The following is a 15309-nucleotide window of genomic DNA, read 5'->3' as shown; positions in this document are numbered from 1 at the left end:
TTCCCTGACGAGTCCTCGTCACACGACAGATGCGAGAGAGGGTTAACATGCACAACAGCAACAGCGCAGCAATCAGCAAGGTGCCAGAGATCACCCTGGCGTTCTGGGTCATCAAGATTCTGGCGACCACCCTGGGGGAGACGGGGGGTGACGCCGTCTCCATGTCGATGGAACTCGGTTATCTGGTGAGCACGGCCATCTTTGCCGTGATCTTTTTCGTGTCGGTCAGCGCGCAGATCGCGGCAACCTCCTACAACCCCCTCCTTTACTGGACCACCATCATCGCCACCACCACGGTCGGCACCACCCTGGCAGACTTTGCCGATCGCTCGCTCGGGCTGGGCTATGCCGGTGGTTCCACCCTGCTGCTGGCCTTGCTGATGGGCTCCTTCCTGCTCTGGTATCGGCTGCAAGGCAGCATCTCCACCGGCAGCATTACCACCCCGCGCACCGAGCTGTTCTACTGGGTCACCATCATGTTCTCCCAGACACTGGGCACCGCACTGGGTGACTGGACCGCAGACGAGGCCGGCTTTGGTTATGCAGGCAGTGCCGTGCTGTTCGGCGGCATGCTGGCCGCCATCGTCGCTACCTACTACCTGACCCGGGTGTCGCGGACCCTGCTGTTCTGGGCCGCCTTCATTCTGACCAGGCCGCTGGGAGCCGTGGTGGGGGATTTTCTGGACAAGCCGCTCAGCAAGGGCGGGCTGGAGCTGAGTCGTTACTCCGCTTCCTTCACCCTGCTGGCCGCCATCGCCGCGCTGGTGCTGATCTCCACTCTGCGCAACCGGCAACCGGTCCAGGCTGAACTCGATATCGAACAGTAATCACGCAGCAAGCCAGCCCGGCCGCCTCTGGGTCGCCGGGCTGGCTATGCTCTGTGGGAATTGATGCGAGGCAAGGCTCCCCCCGATGACGACAGGCAACAGACAAGACCCGACCACTCCCTCCCGCCAGATCCCGCGCGGGGTCTGGGTGCTGGGCTTCGTCAGCCTGCTGATGGATATCTCGTCCGAGATGATCCACAGCCTGCTGCCCCTGTTCATGGTGACGGTGCTCGGCAGCAGCGCCCTCACCATCGGGCTCATCGAAGGGATGGCGGAGGCCACGGCACTGATGGTCAAGGTCTTCTCCGGCACCTTGAGCGACTATCTGGGGAGACGAAAGGGGTTGGCCCTGCTGGGTTACGGGCTGGGAGCCCTGACCAAACCGCTGTTCGCCATCGCCACTGGCAGCGGGTTGATACTGACCGCCCGCCTGCTGGACAGGATTGGCAAAGGCATTCGGGGCGCCCCCCGCGATGCGCTGGTGGCCGACCTCACCCCCCTTGAGCTGCGCGGCGCCGCCTTTGGCCTGCGCCAGTCCCTCGACACGGTCGGCGCCCTGCTGGGGCCACTGCTGGCCGTGGGATTGATGCTGCTCTGGCACGATGATTTTCGCGCCATCTTCTGGCTGGCGGTCATTCCCGGGCTGGCCTCGGTCGCCCTGCTCGCCATCGGCCTACGTGAACCCAAAGAGAGCGACCGGCGCGAGCGCCGCAACCCCCTGCGACGCGACAACCTGCGCCGGCTGGGTAAACCCTATCGCTGGGTGCTGCTGATCGGCGCCCTGTTTACCCTGGCCCGCTTCAGCGAAGCCTTTCTGGTGCTGCGTGCCCAACAAAGCGGCATGGCGCTGGCACTGGTGCCGCTGGTCATGGTGGCGATGAATCTGGTCTATGCCCTCAGCGCCTACCCGTTCGGCCGCCTCTCGGATCGCATGAGTCACCGCACCCTGCTGATCTGGGGGTTGCTGGTGCTGATTGCCGCCGACCTGGTGCTGGCGACCAGCACCCACTGGGGCGTGCTGCTGGCAGGGGTGATGCTGTGGGGCATTCACATGGGAATGACCCAGGGGCTGCTGGCCGCCATGGTGGCCGACACGGCCCCGGCGGATCTGCGCGGCAGCGCGTTTGGCTTATTCAACCTCGTCTGCGGCCTCGCCATGTTGCTGGCCAGCCTGCTGGCCGGCCTGCTGTGGGACCATCTGAGCCCCGCCTTCACCTTCTACGCCGGCGCCGCCTGCTGCCTGCTCACCCTGCTGATACTCAATAAACACCAGCCGCCGCCATCCACCATGACACCATGACACCATGACCCGAAAATATCGGAACCTGCATAGCAAAAAGCCCCCGGCAACCAGGTTGCCGGGGGCTTTTTCTGAATATGGCGGAGGTGCTCAACCCCATCATCAACGGTTATTTTCAGACAAATAGATTGCTAGCATGGACGGGGACAGCATCCTCTCTGCAACAGCGGCAGCAGAGTGATATATGCTCTGTGGCGCAAATCACCTGACATGGTACGTATTAATGCGCAGGATGGTCGCCCCGCTCAAGCGTCATGGAAATAGCCCGTGACAGTGCCTCCAACTGGCCATCCAGACTGGCATCAATGATCCCCACTTCGGTTTCCAGGATACATCCCCCCTGATCGAGCCGGGCATCGGCGGAAATATCCAGATAACCGATCTCCGGGAAATCCTTGTGTACCCTGGCGATTTGATCCCGTACCGCCGTGACTTGCTCAGGGTGCACCCGCACAGTGACCTGCTTCTGGTTGCTCACCAACGAGAGTGCCTCGCGCACTACCTTGAGGGTCAATGCAACCTGGTCATAGTCATGCAGGATCTTGCGCACGGCTTGCAACACCACCTCGCTCATCTGCTGCTCTACAGTGCGATAGTACTCTTGGCACTGCAGTTGAGTCTGGTGGATCAACACCGCCTGTTCACGGCGAGCCTGCTCCATGCCAGCTTGCCAACCAAGCTCGCGCTGTTGCTCGTACACGGTACGAGCTTCCTGCACAATCTCGGCCGCCTGTTCCCTGGCCGCCTCAACCAGTGCCTGGGCACTCAGATAGGATTGGTAATCCTGACTGCGCAGGATCCGCTGACCAGGCTCCAGTTGCAGGTGTTCACTCTTTATTTCAACAAATGGCAGCATTGTGGTGTGACCTGTTTGGCGATTTTAAGACAGAGCGCCCGAGCCAGTGGCAACGACTCACTCGCCAGATGCCAGGATGGTACGGTGGATGATGGAGGAAGACGCAGGGCAAGCCTGCGAGCCCAGCCAGATTCAGCATTCCCTGCGGCTGCCAACCAAAATTGCAAGCCGGCCGCTTCCAGATAAGAGCCATTCAGTTCAAGCGGCAACGGCTGCTGCCAGCCTGCAGGCCAGGGGCCGATCAACAGATCAAGCTGGGACAGCAGATTCCTGTGCCCCTCTTCCCCCAACAAGCCGATGATATGGCGCAGCGTGCTCCCCTGCAGACAATGACGAATGGCCTCCCCATGCAACACGGCACCAAGGTGTGACAAGGTACTCGCGAGCTCAGACTGGGGGAATAATGCCAAGCCGCCAAGGGATGAGGGCGACTCATAGGCAATGTCCAAGGCCAGCTCCTCCAGCAGCGCTTCATTAACGGCGGGGTGGGTACGCCAGTCAGGCAGTGCATCCTGCAGCCAGCGCCATGAATCGGGAAAATGGCCGTCATCAAGATAGGCTGCCGGACAGAAGCGCAATTGGTAAGGTGTCAGGCCTACCGTCATCAACGACTCCGGCTCCGGTGCCACATGTACTGGGCCAGATTGGTGGTCACGACCAGCATCAACAACAGGGCAATCAGTCCTGCCAGCCGCCACTTCGACGACTCACTCACCTCGATGGAGAAGAGGCTGGTATTACGCGATACCAGAGGCATCTGGCGAATATCGGCCGAGGGTACCAGCACCACGCTGATCCGATCGTAAGCCAACCCCTCAATGCTGTTGTTGACCAGCTGCTTGATCTGCGGAATATAACTGTCCAGCTGGATATCGGCGGCATGCTTGATGAAAACGGATGCCGAAGCGGGTGAGGGTTTCTTGCTGATCCCTTCATTTCCTTCTGGCAGTACCACATGTACTCTCGCAACCAATACGCCATCTATCTCCGAGAGGGTGTGGGAAATCTCCTGGGCTTTGGCGTAGTTGAGCCTAGCCCGCTCTTCGGTAGGCGAAGAGATGAGACCATCCTTGGGAAATACGTCCTGCAAGGTGGAGAAACTCTCCCGCGGATAGCCCTTGCGCTTGAGTGCCTCGATGGCTTGCGCTACATCGGACTCCTCCACCAACAACTTGATATTACCATCCTTGTCCGGTTGCTTGTCTGAGGAGATCCCCTCGGTACGCAGAAACGCCAGCATTTCATTACCTTCTTTCTGACTGACTCCGGTATAGAGCTCCACTTTGCAGCCACCTAGCAGCAGTGAGGTGCACAACACCCCCATCAGCATCGATTTCTTCACACTACCTCACTGGGTCTTCAACAGGGTTTCTACGTTCTGACTCATCTTGCCAACTGTCTTGGCAATCAGCTCTTCCTGCATGGTGATACGCATCAGCGCCCACTGCATCTGCATCAGGCTGTTGGGATCGTCTCCCGGTGTCGACAGCTCGGCCCGCAGGCTCTCCTTGGCCTCCACAAACTGCTGCTTTATTTCCCCCAGCTCACCAAGCAAAGAACCGCCTATGCCCTGGGATGGAGTACTCATCGCCTGTTCAAAGCTGGCAACTTGGGAAGAGGCTGTGTCCGCCGTTTTCAACTCATCCAGGCTGGTCACGACCGCCTGGGCTGACTGGGTAATCTCCATTACGCCTCCAGATCAAGTTTGTGTGAATGCCGTATCAGGTTGTTCACCACGCCGTTAAGCGGGATCAACGTCATCAGCTCACGACGAGCCAATTCCTCGAGATATGCCAGGTCAACCTGAGTTCCATTGGCAGCCTTCTTGATATCTGCCATCACGTTCAGCAGCACAGTCTCCCGCCGTGATGACAGTGGATCAAACTCTCGCATCAGCGCGCGCAGCTCAGGCTGGTCAATGGCAGCAACGACAGGCAGCTGACGGCCGGAAAAATGTGCCACCAACTTGTCGGTGACAGGCTGGAACAGTCGCTTGCCAACCGCCTGGGCATGCTCTCCTCCCTGCTGATGGATCTGCCAGAGCAGGTCCCGCTGGGCAGAAGGTGAAGCACCCTCGAGCAGGGTCTCAAGCCCAGCCCCCTGCTGCCAGCGACTGAACAGGGTAGGCTCATCTGCTTTTGCCAGCAGCCGTTCAAATTGATGTTGAACCTGTTGCCTGGGAAGTGGTTCGATATCGGTAAATCCGCTTCGGGGCGGATGCTCGCTGCCTTCAATCTTCATAATGCCATCTGTTCACGCAAGCCTGCCGCAAACTGACACAGGGAGGGCTGACCGCTCGCTTCCAGCCTTGCCAAGCGCAATACCAGCTCATCATGCATACCGAGCCGCCATTCACACAGGGCGAACCAGGGTTCAACATCCGCAGAGTGGTGCGAGGTTTCCAGCAGCAGTGCGCTCTGATAATCCCCTTGATTCATCAAAGATGAGAGGCGGATCAACGTGACGCATTCGGCCATGCACTCCTCTTGCGCCAGCCAGTCGGCAATGGATGCAGCCTCTTGGTGGCAATGATGACCTGTTCCAGCCAGGGCCAGTTCTGCCAGTTGTTTTTTCAGTTGAACGTTCATCATCAGATCTTCTGTAAAATGCCCTGCATCAAGTCTTTCATCGCCCGCGTCACGGTAGAGTTGATGTTGTACACCACCGACCATTTGTTGATCTTGTGCTGCAGCTCGGCCAGCAGGGCCGGGTTGTCCGGGGCAGTTTTCATATCAGCAATAGCTTTGTTAACTGCTTGATTGCTCTCATTAGCCTGATCTTTCAATGCTTTGGCAACACTATCAAGGGTGTTGTTATTATCCCCTCCATTGTCAAAAAATCTCTCGATAGCCATGGTTACTCTCCTTTTATTTTCTCAATTATGTTGAGCCCCGCCTCGATGGCGTCGGCTTCTTGTTGCCACTGCTGATACTGCTGCTGGGTACCCCCACGTAGCAGTCGCCGCTTCACGTCACCCAGCGCCTGGACAAGCTGCGCATGCAGCTCGCGGGCAAATACCGGATCAGCGCCGGACAGTCGCGTTTCCAAATTGGTCATCATGACGCTCGACTCCTTTTAACTTGACGATATATTGCTGTTTGCCCTTGCTGACCACCACGGCATCAGGACGAATCGCTAATACGCGAACCCCGTTGGCAGTCGCCCCGCCGATTGGATAACGCTGCTTATCCGCCAGGGTCACGTAAGGAATCCGGCCAAACGAGACACTGCGTACCTCAAACTCCAGCTCATCCTGACGTGGGATCCGCTCCTGATTGACCAGCTCCAGCACAGGGTGGGAACCAAACTCGCGCTTGAATTGCTGCTGGGCCAGCTGAAACTTGGCAAGCTGGGCACTGTCCAGCTGACCGGACACCTCGATACGGCCGCTGGTTTCAGCCACCCGCAACAGCCCGACCAACCCCTGCTCCTGCAGCAGGTCATCGAGTCGTTTACGATAGGCCCCTGCCACCTGAACCTGATTCTCTATCCCCAGCACACCGGGCACCTCTTGCCTTAGTAGCGTATCGAGCGTGCTCCACTTCGGGTCCTGCGTATCAATCTCGCCACTTAGCCGCAGCCAGCCAGGTTCCTTGCCATTGCGGATCTGCAGTCGCTCATATCCCAGCTTTTGCAAGATGAAACCGGCTCCCTGACGCAGATCCTCCATGGTGCGAACGTCCAGCCGATAATTGAAACCGTTCCCCTCCAGATACTGCTGCAGAGCCAGTCGCGTGCTGTTCTCATCGACATAACCAGCCAGCTGCCAAATACCATGGGTATCGTTAATCAGCGTGACCTGCTGATAGGCTGGCGCCACAAGGAAACGCTTCAGAGCCTGCTCCTGGCGTGCCGCATCATTTTCACTGCTCCCCTGCCACCAGCCATGCCCTAGCAGTGCCAGCACGGCGATGATCAACATCAGGCATAGCCCTCCCATCCAGACATCGGCACGTGCAGCCCGTTTCGGTGGGCGAAGGGCCGTCTGCACGGTAGTCAGTGGCTCAAGCTGCTCTGGCAACGAACGACTGCTATCACAAAAACTCCAGAGCAGCGGGCCCGCTTCCAGCCGGGTTGCCGCCTTGAGCAAAGCCCCAGCAGCCAACACTTCCCCATCCTGAGTCGGCATCACGCCCTCGGCCCACTCCTGCAGTACGATGCCCTCTGCCGTCACCATCAGCGTCAGATGAACAGGCGCCATGCCCTCGTCCACCAATACCAAGTCGGCTTGCAGCGGATCGGCACCGATTATCAGGCGTCCCTCCGGCAGGGAGACTTCAACGCCGTGGTTCAACCCGCGGTATATGCGACATTTCCAGCTCATCGGGCTTCCCCGGCTTGCACGCACCAGGTCAATGCCGGCGTACACTTCTGCGCCTTGCCCATTTCGACCAGCCGCCACCCCAGTTCATTGCCCATCTGGCATTGCGTCAAAGAAGAACTCTTGCCTCCCTGGCGCATCAGTTGCTGCACCTCACGAGCGGCCGCCAACGGCTGACACTGGGCACCTCCCAGTACCTTGCCAAGAGAGAGACTCTGGTTGGATATCTCGTCAACCCCCAGCACACCTGCACGCAGATCCTGACCATGCCCGAGCGACAGATAGTGAGCGATGCCATCGTCGATCAGCCGAGGCTCGATGACGAAGAGCCGAACCTGACGACGTGTCTGACTCTCTTTGCTGCGAAACAGGGCACCCAGATAGGGGATGTCGCCCAAAAAAGGCACCTTGCTCAGGCTTTCGCTCAGTTCATCGCGGTAGATACCGCCGATCAGCAGGCTCTGGCCATGTCCTACCCGGGCTATGGTATCCACCACGGTACGACTGATGGTGGGAATGCCATCCAGACCCGAGCTGTTTGGTTTTTGATTACCATCCTCGATATGCAGGCTCAGACTCACTTCCGGTCTGTCCCCCAACTGGATCACTCTGGGCGTCATTCTCAACATGGTGCCATAGGTGATCCCTTTCAGCTCCGCCACCCGCTCGCCACTGATCTTGACGTAGTAGGTTTCGCTGTGGTCGATCACCGCCTGGGTGTTTTCCTGGGTCAGCAGTGTCGGCCGGGAGACAACCTGGGCATTGCCCTGGTTCTCCAGCAAATTCACTCTGGCCAGCAGATAGTCGAGTCCCTTGGAATCCACCAGGCTGCCGAGGGCTGCGCCTCCCTCAATGCCCTTGCGATCGCCGGTGGTCTTGATGATCACCTGCTGGTTGGAGCCGGTACGGATCCCGACTCGCCAATCTACCCCCAGCTGGGAGAGATCCTCGGCATTGATATCAATGATGGAGAGCGCCACTTCAATACGGGCAGACGGCTTGTCCAGTGCAGCAATCAATTTGCCATACATGGCCATCCGCTCCGGAGCATCGCGCACCAACACGGCATTAAGGGAAGGATCAGCCTGCACGATTGCCTGCCCTGAATGGGATGTGCCCCCTTTTGTGCCCTCACCATTGACCATCTGTACGCCAGCATCGCTGAGCAAGCGAGAGAGAATGGTGGCAACGCCGGGTGCTTCAACATCCGTATCGCGATACTGAATGGAACGATCGGTCGCGGAAGCGTACTTGAGCGGGAAGATCTCGATGGCAAGCGGTCCCGTCTTCTCGCTACGCAATTGGGACTGTTGCTCCAGCGCCAGGGCAGTTTGTTCAACCAGCTCAAGGTAGCGGGGAGGGCCGGAAACATAGACCAGGCGATTGTCTGTGTCTGGGCGCCAGCCAAAACGCGCCTCCCAGATCCCGGCACGCTGCAGCGCTTGCTGCAATTCCGCCGCACCAGTCTGTGCCAATTTGATGAGACGAGACTGAACTTCACTGTTCTTGAACACGTACAGCACGTTGCCATCGTAGTACCAGACCAGGTTGTAGAGAGAGGCAAGCTGCTGCAAGAACGCCTGCGGCTCATCATGTTCGAACTGGCCGTTGACCTGATCATTGACCTTATCGCTGACGACGACCGACACCTCGTAGTTGGCACCGAAGTTGACAAGCACATCACGCAGGCTTTCCCCTTCCGCCACATAGCTATAGGGCATGGGCAACCAGTCAAGCTCTTGTGCCAATGTGGGACGCGACCACATCATAATCCCCATGCCGAGCCATAGCAGAGGATGCAGCAGACGTTGCATGTTTACGGATGCCATATCATCTGTCTCCATTCCGGGGCTAAGGCCGCCTCATTCAACTGGGGCTCCAACCGCTCCAGCAAGGTAATGTGCTGGCTCAGAAAGACTTCCAGCTGGTGTTCATCAAGCCCGTCAAGCTCCAGCCTGGCTTCCAGTTGCAGATTGCCGAGTTCATCGAGTGTCAGAGCCTGGGGCGCATGGCGCCCCCAGGCCACAACTTGTTGCAAGAGGCGTTTCAACAATGCCGGATCCAGAGATTCACCTTCTGACGTGACGGCGCTTGCCAGAGGAGTGCTCAGCAGCAGTTCGTTGTGCCTGGGTAGCAGAAACAGAGGATAACCATCGAGTCGCAAATGATATTTGCCCTGAACGTCGGCAACAAAAGGCCCTTGGCCAAGCTTTTCGGCCAATCGATTAAGTAGATTTTGCATAGTTCCTCGGGTTATCTAGCGGGCCGGTGGCTGCCAGTAGAAGCGGTCCTGAGAAAGGGCCAGCCCTCTTTCAGCAAGCCACTCGTGCAACATATGAGCAGCTGTGGATTGATGCGGTAACACCTGCAGGGCATGCCAGAATGCCTCCAGCTCGAGCGGTACCGGCATGAGCACAGCCGGGTCCCCCTCCTCAGTCTGCTGCCCATACCAGGCAGGCCAGGCCAGATGAAGGCGATCTTCACATTCGGCCTGCAGCTGTTGCAGTTCCCGTTCACGCTGGGTCAGCTGCGCCAGCTGGGCTGCAATCTTGCTCTCAATGCCAGACTGTACATCCACCACCGTCTGCCAGAAGGCGGCCTGGGCATGCAACTGCCGTCGCATGACCTGCAACTGTGCCAACTCATTGATCCAGCCGGTGTGAAGGGGTTCCTGATGACGGACCCACCAGCGATGCAAGGGATACAGCACCCAATGCCATAATTTCGACCGTTCTGCCAGATTGATGCTATCCCCCAGTTGGGCAATCCAGTCACCCTCCTCACCCGCAGCCAACCGCAGGATCCGTTGCAGATCCTGACGTGACACGGCCATGGCGACATCCACACGACGCTGAAACCAGACCGATGCCAGCAGACTCTCCAGACGGGTTCTGGGCAACACCCGCTGCAACAGACTCATCTGCTGGGCAGTCAACACACCGGCATCCTGATAGCTGAGCACGGACTGCTGGCCAACCAGCTGGTCTTTACAAAGAGACGCTGACTGGACGACAGTGACCCGGCGGCCTGCAAACAGACCTCGTTTGGGAGAGTGGTGATCTTGCTGACTCATGCTATGCCTTGCTCATCTTGCTGCGGGCAATAATGGGATAATGTTTTGATATGCGACCATTCTATCCATTAAGCCCTTCCCTGACTTATAAAAAACGTCAGATTATTTTAGTCCGACGTTAATCTTTGCCATGTCTGGCACGACTTGGCGTACAACCGAAACGGCGGCGATAACTCTGGGTGAAATAGGACTGGCTGGAGAACCCGGCTTCCATCGCAATATCCACTATGCTCATCTCGCTATTGAGTAATAACTGATGAGCATAGAGAATACGCCGCTCGCTGATCCAGGCTCGGGGAGACACTCCATAAATAGACCCGAAAAGCTCCTTGAATGTGGTCAAGCCCATGCCAAATTCTTTGGCAAATTCACTGAGTTTCCACTCCATCAAGTAATGCTTTTCCATGAAGTGCTGTAATCGTTCAACCTGGCGGTTGCTCAATTGACGCAGAATCGACATCAATTGAGGGCCGGACTCACCAAAAGCCAATAGAAACAACAGCTCCTCAGTACGTAGCTGAGCTAATGCTGGCGGGTATTCATGTTCCGTCAAGCCACGTAAACCCTGAATACATTGGGTCAATAGTGGCGAGGCACAAAATGGCAACAGACTGGGGGCCATGGCGTCAATTCTGGGCACGTCGCTCAGCAGTGAACCAAAACGTTGCAAGAAGCCTTGCAGAAAGGTATTTGAAAGGGGTAACCAAAGCAGGTGGCAAGGTTCTTCACCGGTACAAACCGCATAATTGCCACGACGTACGAACATCAACTCATTGGCGGATAACTCGTAGGTATCGGTGCAGTCTTGCCAAGTCATGGAGCCTTCCAGCAGGATGTATATTCCCTCCTGTGTATGCTCAATGACGTTAAAAGCAGACATGCACCACTGGAGCTGGGCTATATCGCCCTTCTCTGTGGTTGTAATGCCTTTCATATTTTTCGTTTTCCTGAATCTGCGTGTGGTGCCTGTGACGCCTCAGCAAAGACAGGATTTCTGCTGGGAGTCTTATTATTGGCGTTTTATTTTTAAATTAATTCATCTCAATACCAGCAACTAATTAATCACCATTGAAATGAGGGGGAGCATCCTACAACAGCTATATGCAAGAAAACCAGCCACAAATTAGAGTCAATACACTAGTCATGCGTTATTTGGAGATTAAAATTAAGTTACTGTTATATGCTGGGATAGTTTGTTACAAAAAGAAACTTTCCCATTGAATCATAAGAGCCATAAACAGCTGATTTCAGTGTTGTTTGTGAATAACGTCATTATTGACATAATGGATAGCAAGTTCTGGGCTGCAAATTAATGACGTAACCATCAGGATTAAACGCCTTAAAAACTTTCTGTTGATGACTGGCTTGTACTGCTGAACTGCCGATGAAACGCAATCGCGTACGCAGATATAAGTCACCCTCCGCCATTTGCAAAGGTGTCAGGCGTAGTTCAAATACCAGTGGCAACATGGTCACATCATATTCCGTTGCCGCCACAGCCAAAGGACGACCATCGATCACGCTCAGCACAGTGACCTCCACCCGGGCTGGGAAAGGCAATTTTCCCGCCAGACGCACCTCTCCTTTTACCTGTGTCAACGCGGGTTTGAACACGGGTGTCGTGACGCAACCACTCAGCGCAGTCAGCAGCACCAGCGCAAGCCATATTCTCATACGACCCTGATCCTGCGTGCGGACAGCGGCAAATGCTCACCCTGCTGCAAACGCTGCAACGCCACTTCCTGAACCCGATCGAGGGTTATGCAACCACGCAACAATACCGACAAGGGCTGCTGAACGCGGGTCATGGGGAGCACATGCATCGCTCGCCCGGCAAAGCTGCCATCTCTTGCTTGGAGCGTGTCTTGCGATACCGTCATCGCTTGCTGTTCCTGTATCTTCATGGCTATACCCGAACTCCCCTCATCTCTTCATGGCCATGCTCGACCTCATGCCGTGATTGCAGCAACTCCTGCCAGAACTCGGCATGTTCCAGCATGCTGGCCAGACTATCTTCGAGGGCTGTCAGTGTCAGTTGACTGGCGGACATCTGACGATATAGCTGTACCGTCAGGCTCTCGTCATCAAAACCGAAGTGCAGATTGAACTGATACCAATGGCGGTTGAAACTGGCCAGTTGACGAAAAATACCTTCGCCAACCTGATGCAATTCGGCGACATCAACCTGCAAAACCAGATGATCCCGCTCTGGCACCAGGATCAGACCCAGCTTTAGCTGGTCATCAAAGCACAATGCCGCAACGCCTTCCGGATTCAAGGCTAAAGATGGCAAGCCATATTTGGTAGCAAACTCAGCAAACAGCTGATTGATGGTGAGGGTTAGATCCATGATGTCCTCCAGCAGAGAGGAGAGGATGTTAGCCTGCCTGTACCACGCTGGCTGTCACTCAAAGGCGGCTCTTTTAAGAAAAATGATAAAAAAAGCGCCCGGATGGGCGCTTGACACACATTGGTGACGAGGCCGTTATGCCACGCCAAATGCGGCGCGCATGGCCTGATTGTGACTCTGGGCGTATTGCTGCATCATCTGAAGCACATCTTTCATGAAGTTGTTGTTGAAGTTCATCAGATCTTCCACTTTTTGCTTCTGTGTCTGGGCAATGCTGGAGCGCACTTCATCTTCCTTGGCATCGGCCTGGGAATAGCCCTGGAAAACCTGTGTGGTGCTATTTCCCACTTGGGCAGACCCTTGCAACACGGTGCCAGCCAGCTGCTGACGCGCATTGTTGGCCTCAAACTTCTTGTTCAGTGTTTTCAAGGCAGCCTTGTCATGCTGGTTCCTGGTCATTAACTCCTGACCAGCATCCCCCATTTCTTGCCCCGTACTCTTCTTCACGTCCGCCATTTTTTGCAGATCTTTCTCTCGACCCGCCATATTGGCGTTCAGTGCCTTGTCCTGTTTGATGGCTTTGGCAGACTTGCTCAAGGAAAAGCCGCCCATGACGGCCGAAGCGACGGTCATCACACCGGATACCACCGCCATGGCGATCATCAGATTGGCACCATGTCGCATCTCGCTCACCTGATCCTTCTGGGCGGCGATCACGGCCTGATTTTCCATGTCCCGCTGCAGCAAACCCATCTCGCGGGCCTTGCGCGCCATCTCGAACAGCAGGCTCATAATACTGAGAACATTGTCGAGCTCAGACCCCCCCTTGCTCAGCAGGCTCGAATCCAGCCCCTGACGTGGCCCTATCAACTCGGGCAATGCTTGACGTTGCGGGGTTGTGTGCACTGTTTTGTGACCTGGCTCATGGGTGGTCCCCTGCCCTGTCAAGCCCTCTTTGTTTTCTACCCCCTGCCCATCGGCAGGTCCTACATAGGTGTTACCCGGGATGTAGTTATTCGCATTGATATTGTTCATCTTGTATTCTCCTTAAATGGCTGTCGGTCTGCTGGCAAGGCTGTTGAGCATGGCCCCCTTGGCCGTGATCATCTGGAAAATCATCTCCATTACCTGCTGGAATGATTCCGTCATCTGCGACAAGGCCTCCTTGAGTTTATCCATCACCCCTTGCAGCTCGGTCATCACCTGCCGATTCTCCAGCAGGTTCGCCTGTTTGATCTGCGCATCGGCCTGCAACCCGCTATCGATGGCCTTGGCTGTCCCGGTGCCAATATCAACTACAAGATCGGCCGCCTGAGTGGCAAATTTGACGGCCTTCATGGCGGTACTTGCGGCACTTGCCCCAAAGGTGACCGCAATAGAAACAATGGCCACTAAAATCTCGGCCGCAATCATGATGGGCCCCAATACTTTCATCGTTTCGGGCGAAATACGGCCATCTGCAGCGGCTTGCTGGATCGCCATATTCGCGACCCCAACGGCACCGCCGACGATCATCATGGCTCCAACGGCAGCCCCTACGCCGGTAGCGATCAAGATGGCACCAATGACCATGGAAGCGATGGCGCTGATCCAGCCAAAGATTTTGGAAGCCAGACCAGACTTCTTGGCCTTGTCGGCAGCCTCGCTGGCTTCCTTCATCTTGGTCTGGTTTTCATCAATTTTTTTCAGATTCTCGGCGCGGATCCGCTCGAGATCGGCCAGTTTCAACTTCTTCTGGGTCTGCTCCAGTTCGCTGGTCATCTTGCCCAGCTCAATCTCGAACTCTTCGGGAGACGCAAACGCCAGTTTGTTCAGCAAGGTACTGCTGCCCAGCAGCTTGGCCGCGTTGGCGGCCCCCAGCTGCGCCGTCTTCCTCAATTGATCAAGTTCCTGCTGTTGGGATGCACTCACCTGCTGCCTGACACCTGGCATGGGTTGCGGCAACACCACCCCCTGCCCATGTTTTTCGACGTGACGATGGCTATCCCCGGCAGCCACCTGAGTGGCTTGACTGCTCCCCTTGTTGTCCTCAACCAGAGGGGGTTGCATCCCTCCGATGGAGAGAGGGCGTTCACTACTTATCGAATGCATGCTCCATATCCTTTTTGGTTTTGACTACTTCCAACATGATGCCGGCACGGGCGGCCAGTTCCGCCAGCTCCGGCTTTGCTGCCGCCAGCAACTGGGCCGAGTGGAAGCCACTCTCGGCCCCCTCGAGTTCTCCCAACTGCAGGAGACACTCGGCGGCATGGAAAGGAAAGCGGGGCTCCTGCAGGTCCATCATGGCGCCATAGCTATAACTGTCGATGGCCAGCCGGAATTGTCCCAGCGCCTGGCGGCAAGCCCCCAGTCCCAGAAAAAAACGCGCTTCGTAATGATCCAGCACGCAGAGGGCCTGAAAAATCTTGTGTGCCTCGTCATGCTTGCCGGCGTGATATTGATTGAAACCCAAGGTATAGAGCTGCTCGAGGGTATCGGTAGATACATCGTTGAGCATGGCGAGGGTGCCACCATCCTGCAGGAAGGCCTCTACCGCCTGCTCATTCACTTGGGTCATGTCGTGTTCCATTACTGCTCCTGAA

At 56.4% G+C, this 15309-nt stretch carries 21 protein-coding genes; 2 read left to right on the top strand and 19 right to left on the bottom strand.

What is annotated here, in order from left to right:
• Positions 1-47: 47 nt before the first annotated feature.
• Positions 48-827, top strand: coding sequence for a COG4705 family protein (locus C2U40_RS07495; protein ID WP_044800260.1), 780 nt, complete (start codon positions 48-50; stop codon positions 825-827).
• 85 nt (positions 828-912) lie between these two features.
• Entirely contained in the window at positions 913-2127 is a 1215-nt protein-coding gene (locus tag C2U40_RS07490; RefSeq protein ID WP_103828102.1) for an MFS transporter, read from the top strand.
• Between the two features lie 220 nt (positions 2128-2347).
• On the opposite strand, the gene C2U40_RS07485 is transcribed toward C2U40_RS07490, so the two are convergent.
• The 19 genes from C2U40_RS07485 to acrH all read right to left on the bottom strand — a co-directional run bounded on the left by C2U40_RS07485 (position 2348) and on the right by acrH (position 15296).
• Positions 2348-2983 (bottom strand): HrpE/YscL family type III secretion apparatus protein, encoded by a 636-nt coding sequence (locus tag C2U40_RS07485; RefSeq protein ID WP_103828103.1) that lies wholly within the window; start codon positions 2981-2983, stop codon positions 2348-2350.
• On the bottom strand, positions 2962-3588 hold the full coding sequence (locus C2U40_RS07480) for a Yop proteins translocation protein K (RefSeq protein ID WP_103828104.1): 627 nt from the start codon (positions 3586-3588) through the stop codon (positions 2962-2964). Before C2U40_RS07480 ends, C2U40_RS07485 begins: the two co-directional genes overlap by 22 nt.
• Positions 3588-4325: a type III secretion system inner membrane ring lipoprotein SctJ gene (sctJ, locus tag C2U40_RS07475; RefSeq protein ID WP_308457479.1), complete on the bottom strand. Its 738-nt coding sequence runs from the start codon at positions 4323-4325 to the stop codon at positions 3588-3590. Before sctJ ends, C2U40_RS07480 begins: the two co-directional genes overlap by 1 nt.
• Before the next feature lie 6 nt (positions 4326-4331).
• Positions 4332-4670: a type III secretion system inner rod subunit SctI gene (gene sctI / locus C2U40_RS07470; protein WP_029302735.1), complete on the bottom strand. Its 339-nt coding sequence runs from the start codon at positions 4668-4670 to the stop codon at positions 4332-4334.
• The gene (locus C2U40_RS07465) at positions 4670-5224 is read right to left on the bottom strand and encodes a YopR family T3SS polymerization control protein (RefSeq protein WP_103828106.1); all 555 of its coding nucleotides are present in this window, start codon (positions 5222-5224) and stop codon (positions 4670-4672) included. The genes sctI and C2U40_RS07465 overlap by 1 nt, the downstream gene beginning before the upstream one ends.
• Positions 5221-5574, bottom strand: coding sequence for a YscG family type III secretion system chaperone (locus C2U40_RS07460; RefSeq protein ID WP_103828107.1), 354 nt, complete (start codon positions 5572-5574; stop codon positions 5221-5223). The genes C2U40_RS07465 and C2U40_RS07460 overlap by 4 nt, the downstream gene beginning before the upstream one ends.
• Entirely contained in the window at positions 5574-5837 is a 264-nt protein-coding gene (sctF, locus tag C2U40_RS07455) for a type III secretion system needle filament subunit SctF (protein ID WP_045527187.1), read from the bottom strand. Before sctF ends, C2U40_RS07460 begins: the two co-directional genes overlap by 1 nt.
• Positions 5838-5839: 2 nt before the next feature.
• The gene (locus C2U40_RS07450; protein WP_103828108.1) at positions 5840-6043 is read right to left on the bottom strand and encodes an EscE/YscE/SsaE family type III secretion system needle protein co-chaperone; all 204 of its coding nucleotides are present in this window, start codon (positions 6041-6043) and stop codon (positions 5840-5842) included.
• Positions 6006-7307, bottom strand: coding sequence for a type III secretion system inner membrane ring subunit SctD (sctD, locus tag C2U40_RS07445; protein WP_103828109.1), 1302 nt, complete (start codon positions 7305-7307; stop codon positions 6006-6008). Before sctD ends, C2U40_RS07450 begins: the two co-directional genes overlap by 38 nt.
• Entirely contained in the window at positions 7304-9148 is a 1845-nt protein-coding gene (gene sctC, locus C2U40_RS07440) for a type III secretion system outer membrane ring subunit SctC (RefSeq protein ID WP_181014833.1), read from the bottom strand. The genes sctD and sctC overlap by 4 nt, the downstream gene beginning before the upstream one ends.
• Positions 9121-9546 (bottom strand): YscB family type III secretion system chaperone, encoded by a 426-nt coding sequence (locus C2U40_RS07435; RefSeq protein ID WP_039213244.1) that lies wholly within the window; start codon positions 9544-9546, stop codon positions 9121-9123. Before C2U40_RS07435 ends, sctC begins: the two co-directional genes overlap by 28 nt.
• 15 nt (positions 9547-9561) lie before the next feature.
• Positions 9562-10377 carry a T3SS regulon anti-activator ExsD domain-containing protein gene (locus tag C2U40_RS07430; RefSeq protein ID WP_103828111.1) on the bottom strand — a complete coding sequence of 272 codons (816 nt, stop codon included), beginning with the start codon at positions 10375-10377 and terminating at the stop codon, positions 9562-9564.
• Between the two features lie 118 nt (positions 10378-10495).
• A complete protein-coding gene (locus tag C2U40_RS07425; protein ID WP_103828112.1) occupies positions 10496-11311 on the bottom strand; it encodes an AraC family transcriptional regulator in 816 nt (271 codons plus the stop codon).
• A 338-nt stretch (positions 11312-11649) separates the two neighbouring features.
• Entirely contained in the window at positions 11650-12051 is a 402-nt protein-coding gene (locus C2U40_RS07420; RefSeq protein ID WP_103828113.1) for a YscW family type III secretion system pilotin, read from the bottom strand.
• Positions 12048-12281 carry a T3SS regulon translocated regulator ExsE family protein gene (locus tag C2U40_RS07415; RefSeq protein WP_103828114.1) on the bottom strand — a complete coding sequence of 78 codons (234 nt, stop codon included), beginning with the start codon at positions 12279-12281 and terminating at the stop codon, positions 12048-12050. The genes C2U40_RS07420 and C2U40_RS07415 overlap by 4 nt, the downstream gene beginning before the upstream one ends.
• 2 nt (positions 12282-12283) lie before the next feature.
• A complete protein-coding gene (locus tag C2U40_RS07410) occupies positions 12284-12727 on the bottom strand; it encodes a type III secretion system chaperone (protein WP_103828115.1) in 444 nt (147 codons plus the stop codon).
• 135 nt (positions 12728-12862) lie between these two features.
• Positions 12863-13762 (bottom strand): YopD family type III secretion system translocon subunit, encoded by a 900-nt coding sequence (locus C2U40_RS07405; RefSeq protein ID WP_181014834.1) that lies wholly within the window; start codon positions 13760-13762, stop codon positions 12863-12865.
• Between the two features lie 12 nt (positions 13763-13774).
• Positions 13775-14818: a type III secretion system translocon subunit SctE gene (sctE, locus tag C2U40_RS07400; RefSeq protein ID WP_029300182.1), complete on the bottom strand. Its 1044-nt coding sequence runs from the start codon at positions 14816-14818 to the stop codon at positions 13775-13777.
• Positions 14802-15296: a SycD/LcrH family type III secretion system chaperone AcrH gene (gene acrH / locus C2U40_RS07395; RefSeq protein ID WP_103828116.1), complete on the bottom strand. Its 495-nt coding sequence runs from the start codon at positions 15294-15296 to the stop codon at positions 14802-14804. The genes sctE and acrH overlap by 17 nt, the downstream gene beginning before the upstream one ends.
• Between the last annotated feature and the right edge of the window lie 13 nt (positions 15297-15309).

It is taken from the genome of Aeromonas sp. ASNIH4 (genome assembly GCF_002934425.1).
Taxonomy (GTDB): Bacteria; Pseudomonadota; Gammaproteobacteria; order Enterobacterales; family Aeromonadaceae; genus Aeromonas; species Aeromonas hydrophila.
Note: the sequence above shows the minus strand (reverse complement) of the source record. Positions and strands in the feature narration are given on the sequence as shown.

What these genes read in the sequence shown, in the direction of transcription:
- C2U40_RS07415 (WP_103828114.1), bottom strand. Translation starts at nt 12,281, where the DNA reads ATGAAGATACAGGAACAGCAAGCGATGACGGTATCGCAAGACACGCTC.
- sctD (WP_103828109.1), bottom strand. Translation starts at nt 7,307, where the DNA reads ATGAGCTGGAAATGTCGCATATACCGCGGGTTGAACCACGGCGTTGAA.
- sctF (WP_045527187.1), bottom strand. Translation starts at nt 5,837, where the DNA reads ATGGCTATCGAGAGATTTTTTGACAATGGAGGGGATAATAACAACACC.
- acrH (WP_103828116.1), bottom strand. Translation starts at nt 15,296, where the DNA reads ATGGAACACGACATGACCCAAGTGAATGAGCAGGCGGTAGAGGCCTTC.
- sctI (WP_029302735.1), bottom strand. Translation starts at nt 4,670, where the DNA reads ATGGAGATTACCCAGTCAGCCCAGGCGGTCGTGACCAGCCTGGATGAG.
- sctE (WP_029300182.1), bottom strand. Translation starts at nt 14,818, where the DNA reads ATGCATTCGATAAGTAGTGAACGCCCTCTCTCCATCGGAGGGATGCAA.
- C2U40_RS07480 (WP_103828104.1), bottom strand. Translation starts at nt 3,588, where the DNA reads ATGACGGTAGGCCTGACACCTTACCAATTGCGCTTCTGTCCGGCAGCC.
- C2U40_RS07495 (WP_044800260.1), top strand. Translation starts at nt 48, where the DNA reads ATGCACAACAGCAACAGCGCAGCAATCAGCAAGGTGCCAGAGATCACC.
- C2U40_RS07465 (WP_103828106.1), bottom strand. Translation starts at nt 5,224, where the DNA reads ATGAAGATTGAAGGCAGCGAGCATCCGCCCCGAAGCGGATTTACCGAT.
- C2U40_RS07490 (WP_103828102.1), top strand. Translation starts at nt 913, where the DNA reads ATGACGACAGGCAACAGACAAGACCCGACCACTCCCTCCCGCCAGATC.
- C2U40_RS07430 (WP_103828111.1), bottom strand. Translation starts at nt 10,377, where the DNA reads ATGAGTCAGCAAGATCACCACTCTCCCAAACGAGGTCTGTTTGCAGGC.
- C2U40_RS07460 (WP_103828107.1), bottom strand. Translation starts at nt 5,574, where the DNA reads ATGATGAACGTTCAACTGAAAAAACAACTGGCAGAACTGGCCCTGGCT.
- sctC (WP_181014833.1), bottom strand. Translation starts at nt 9,148, where the DNA reads ATGGAGACAGATGATATGGCATCCGTAAACATGCAACGTCTGCTGCAT.
- C2U40_RS07485 (WP_103828103.1), bottom strand. Translation starts at nt 2,983, where the DNA reads ATGCTGCCATTTGTTGAAATAAAGAGTGAACACCTGCAACTGGAGCCT.
- C2U40_RS07435 (WP_039213244.1), bottom strand. Translation starts at nt 9,546, where the DNA reads ATGCAAAATCTACTTAATCGATTGGCCGAAAAGCTTGGCCAAGGGCCT.
- C2U40_RS07420 (WP_103828113.1), bottom strand. Translation starts at nt 12,051, where the DNA reads ATGAGAATATGGCTTGCGCTGGTGCTGCTGACTGCGCTGAGTGGTTGC.
- C2U40_RS07410 (WP_103828115.1), bottom strand. Translation starts at nt 12,727, where the DNA reads ATGGATCTAACCCTCACCATCAATCAGCTGTTTGCTGAGTTTGCTACC.
- C2U40_RS07450 (WP_103828108.1), bottom strand. Translation starts at nt 6,043, where the DNA reads ATGATGACCAATTTGGAAACGCGACTGTCCGGCGCTGATCCGGTATTT.
- C2U40_RS07425 (WP_103828112.1), bottom strand. Translation starts at nt 11,311, where the DNA reads ATGAAAGGCATTACAACCACAGAGAAGGGCGATATAGCCCAGCTCCAG.
- C2U40_RS07405 (WP_181014834.1), bottom strand. Translation starts at nt 13,762, where the DNA reads ATGAACAATATCAATGCGAATAACTACATCCCGGGTAACACCTATGTA.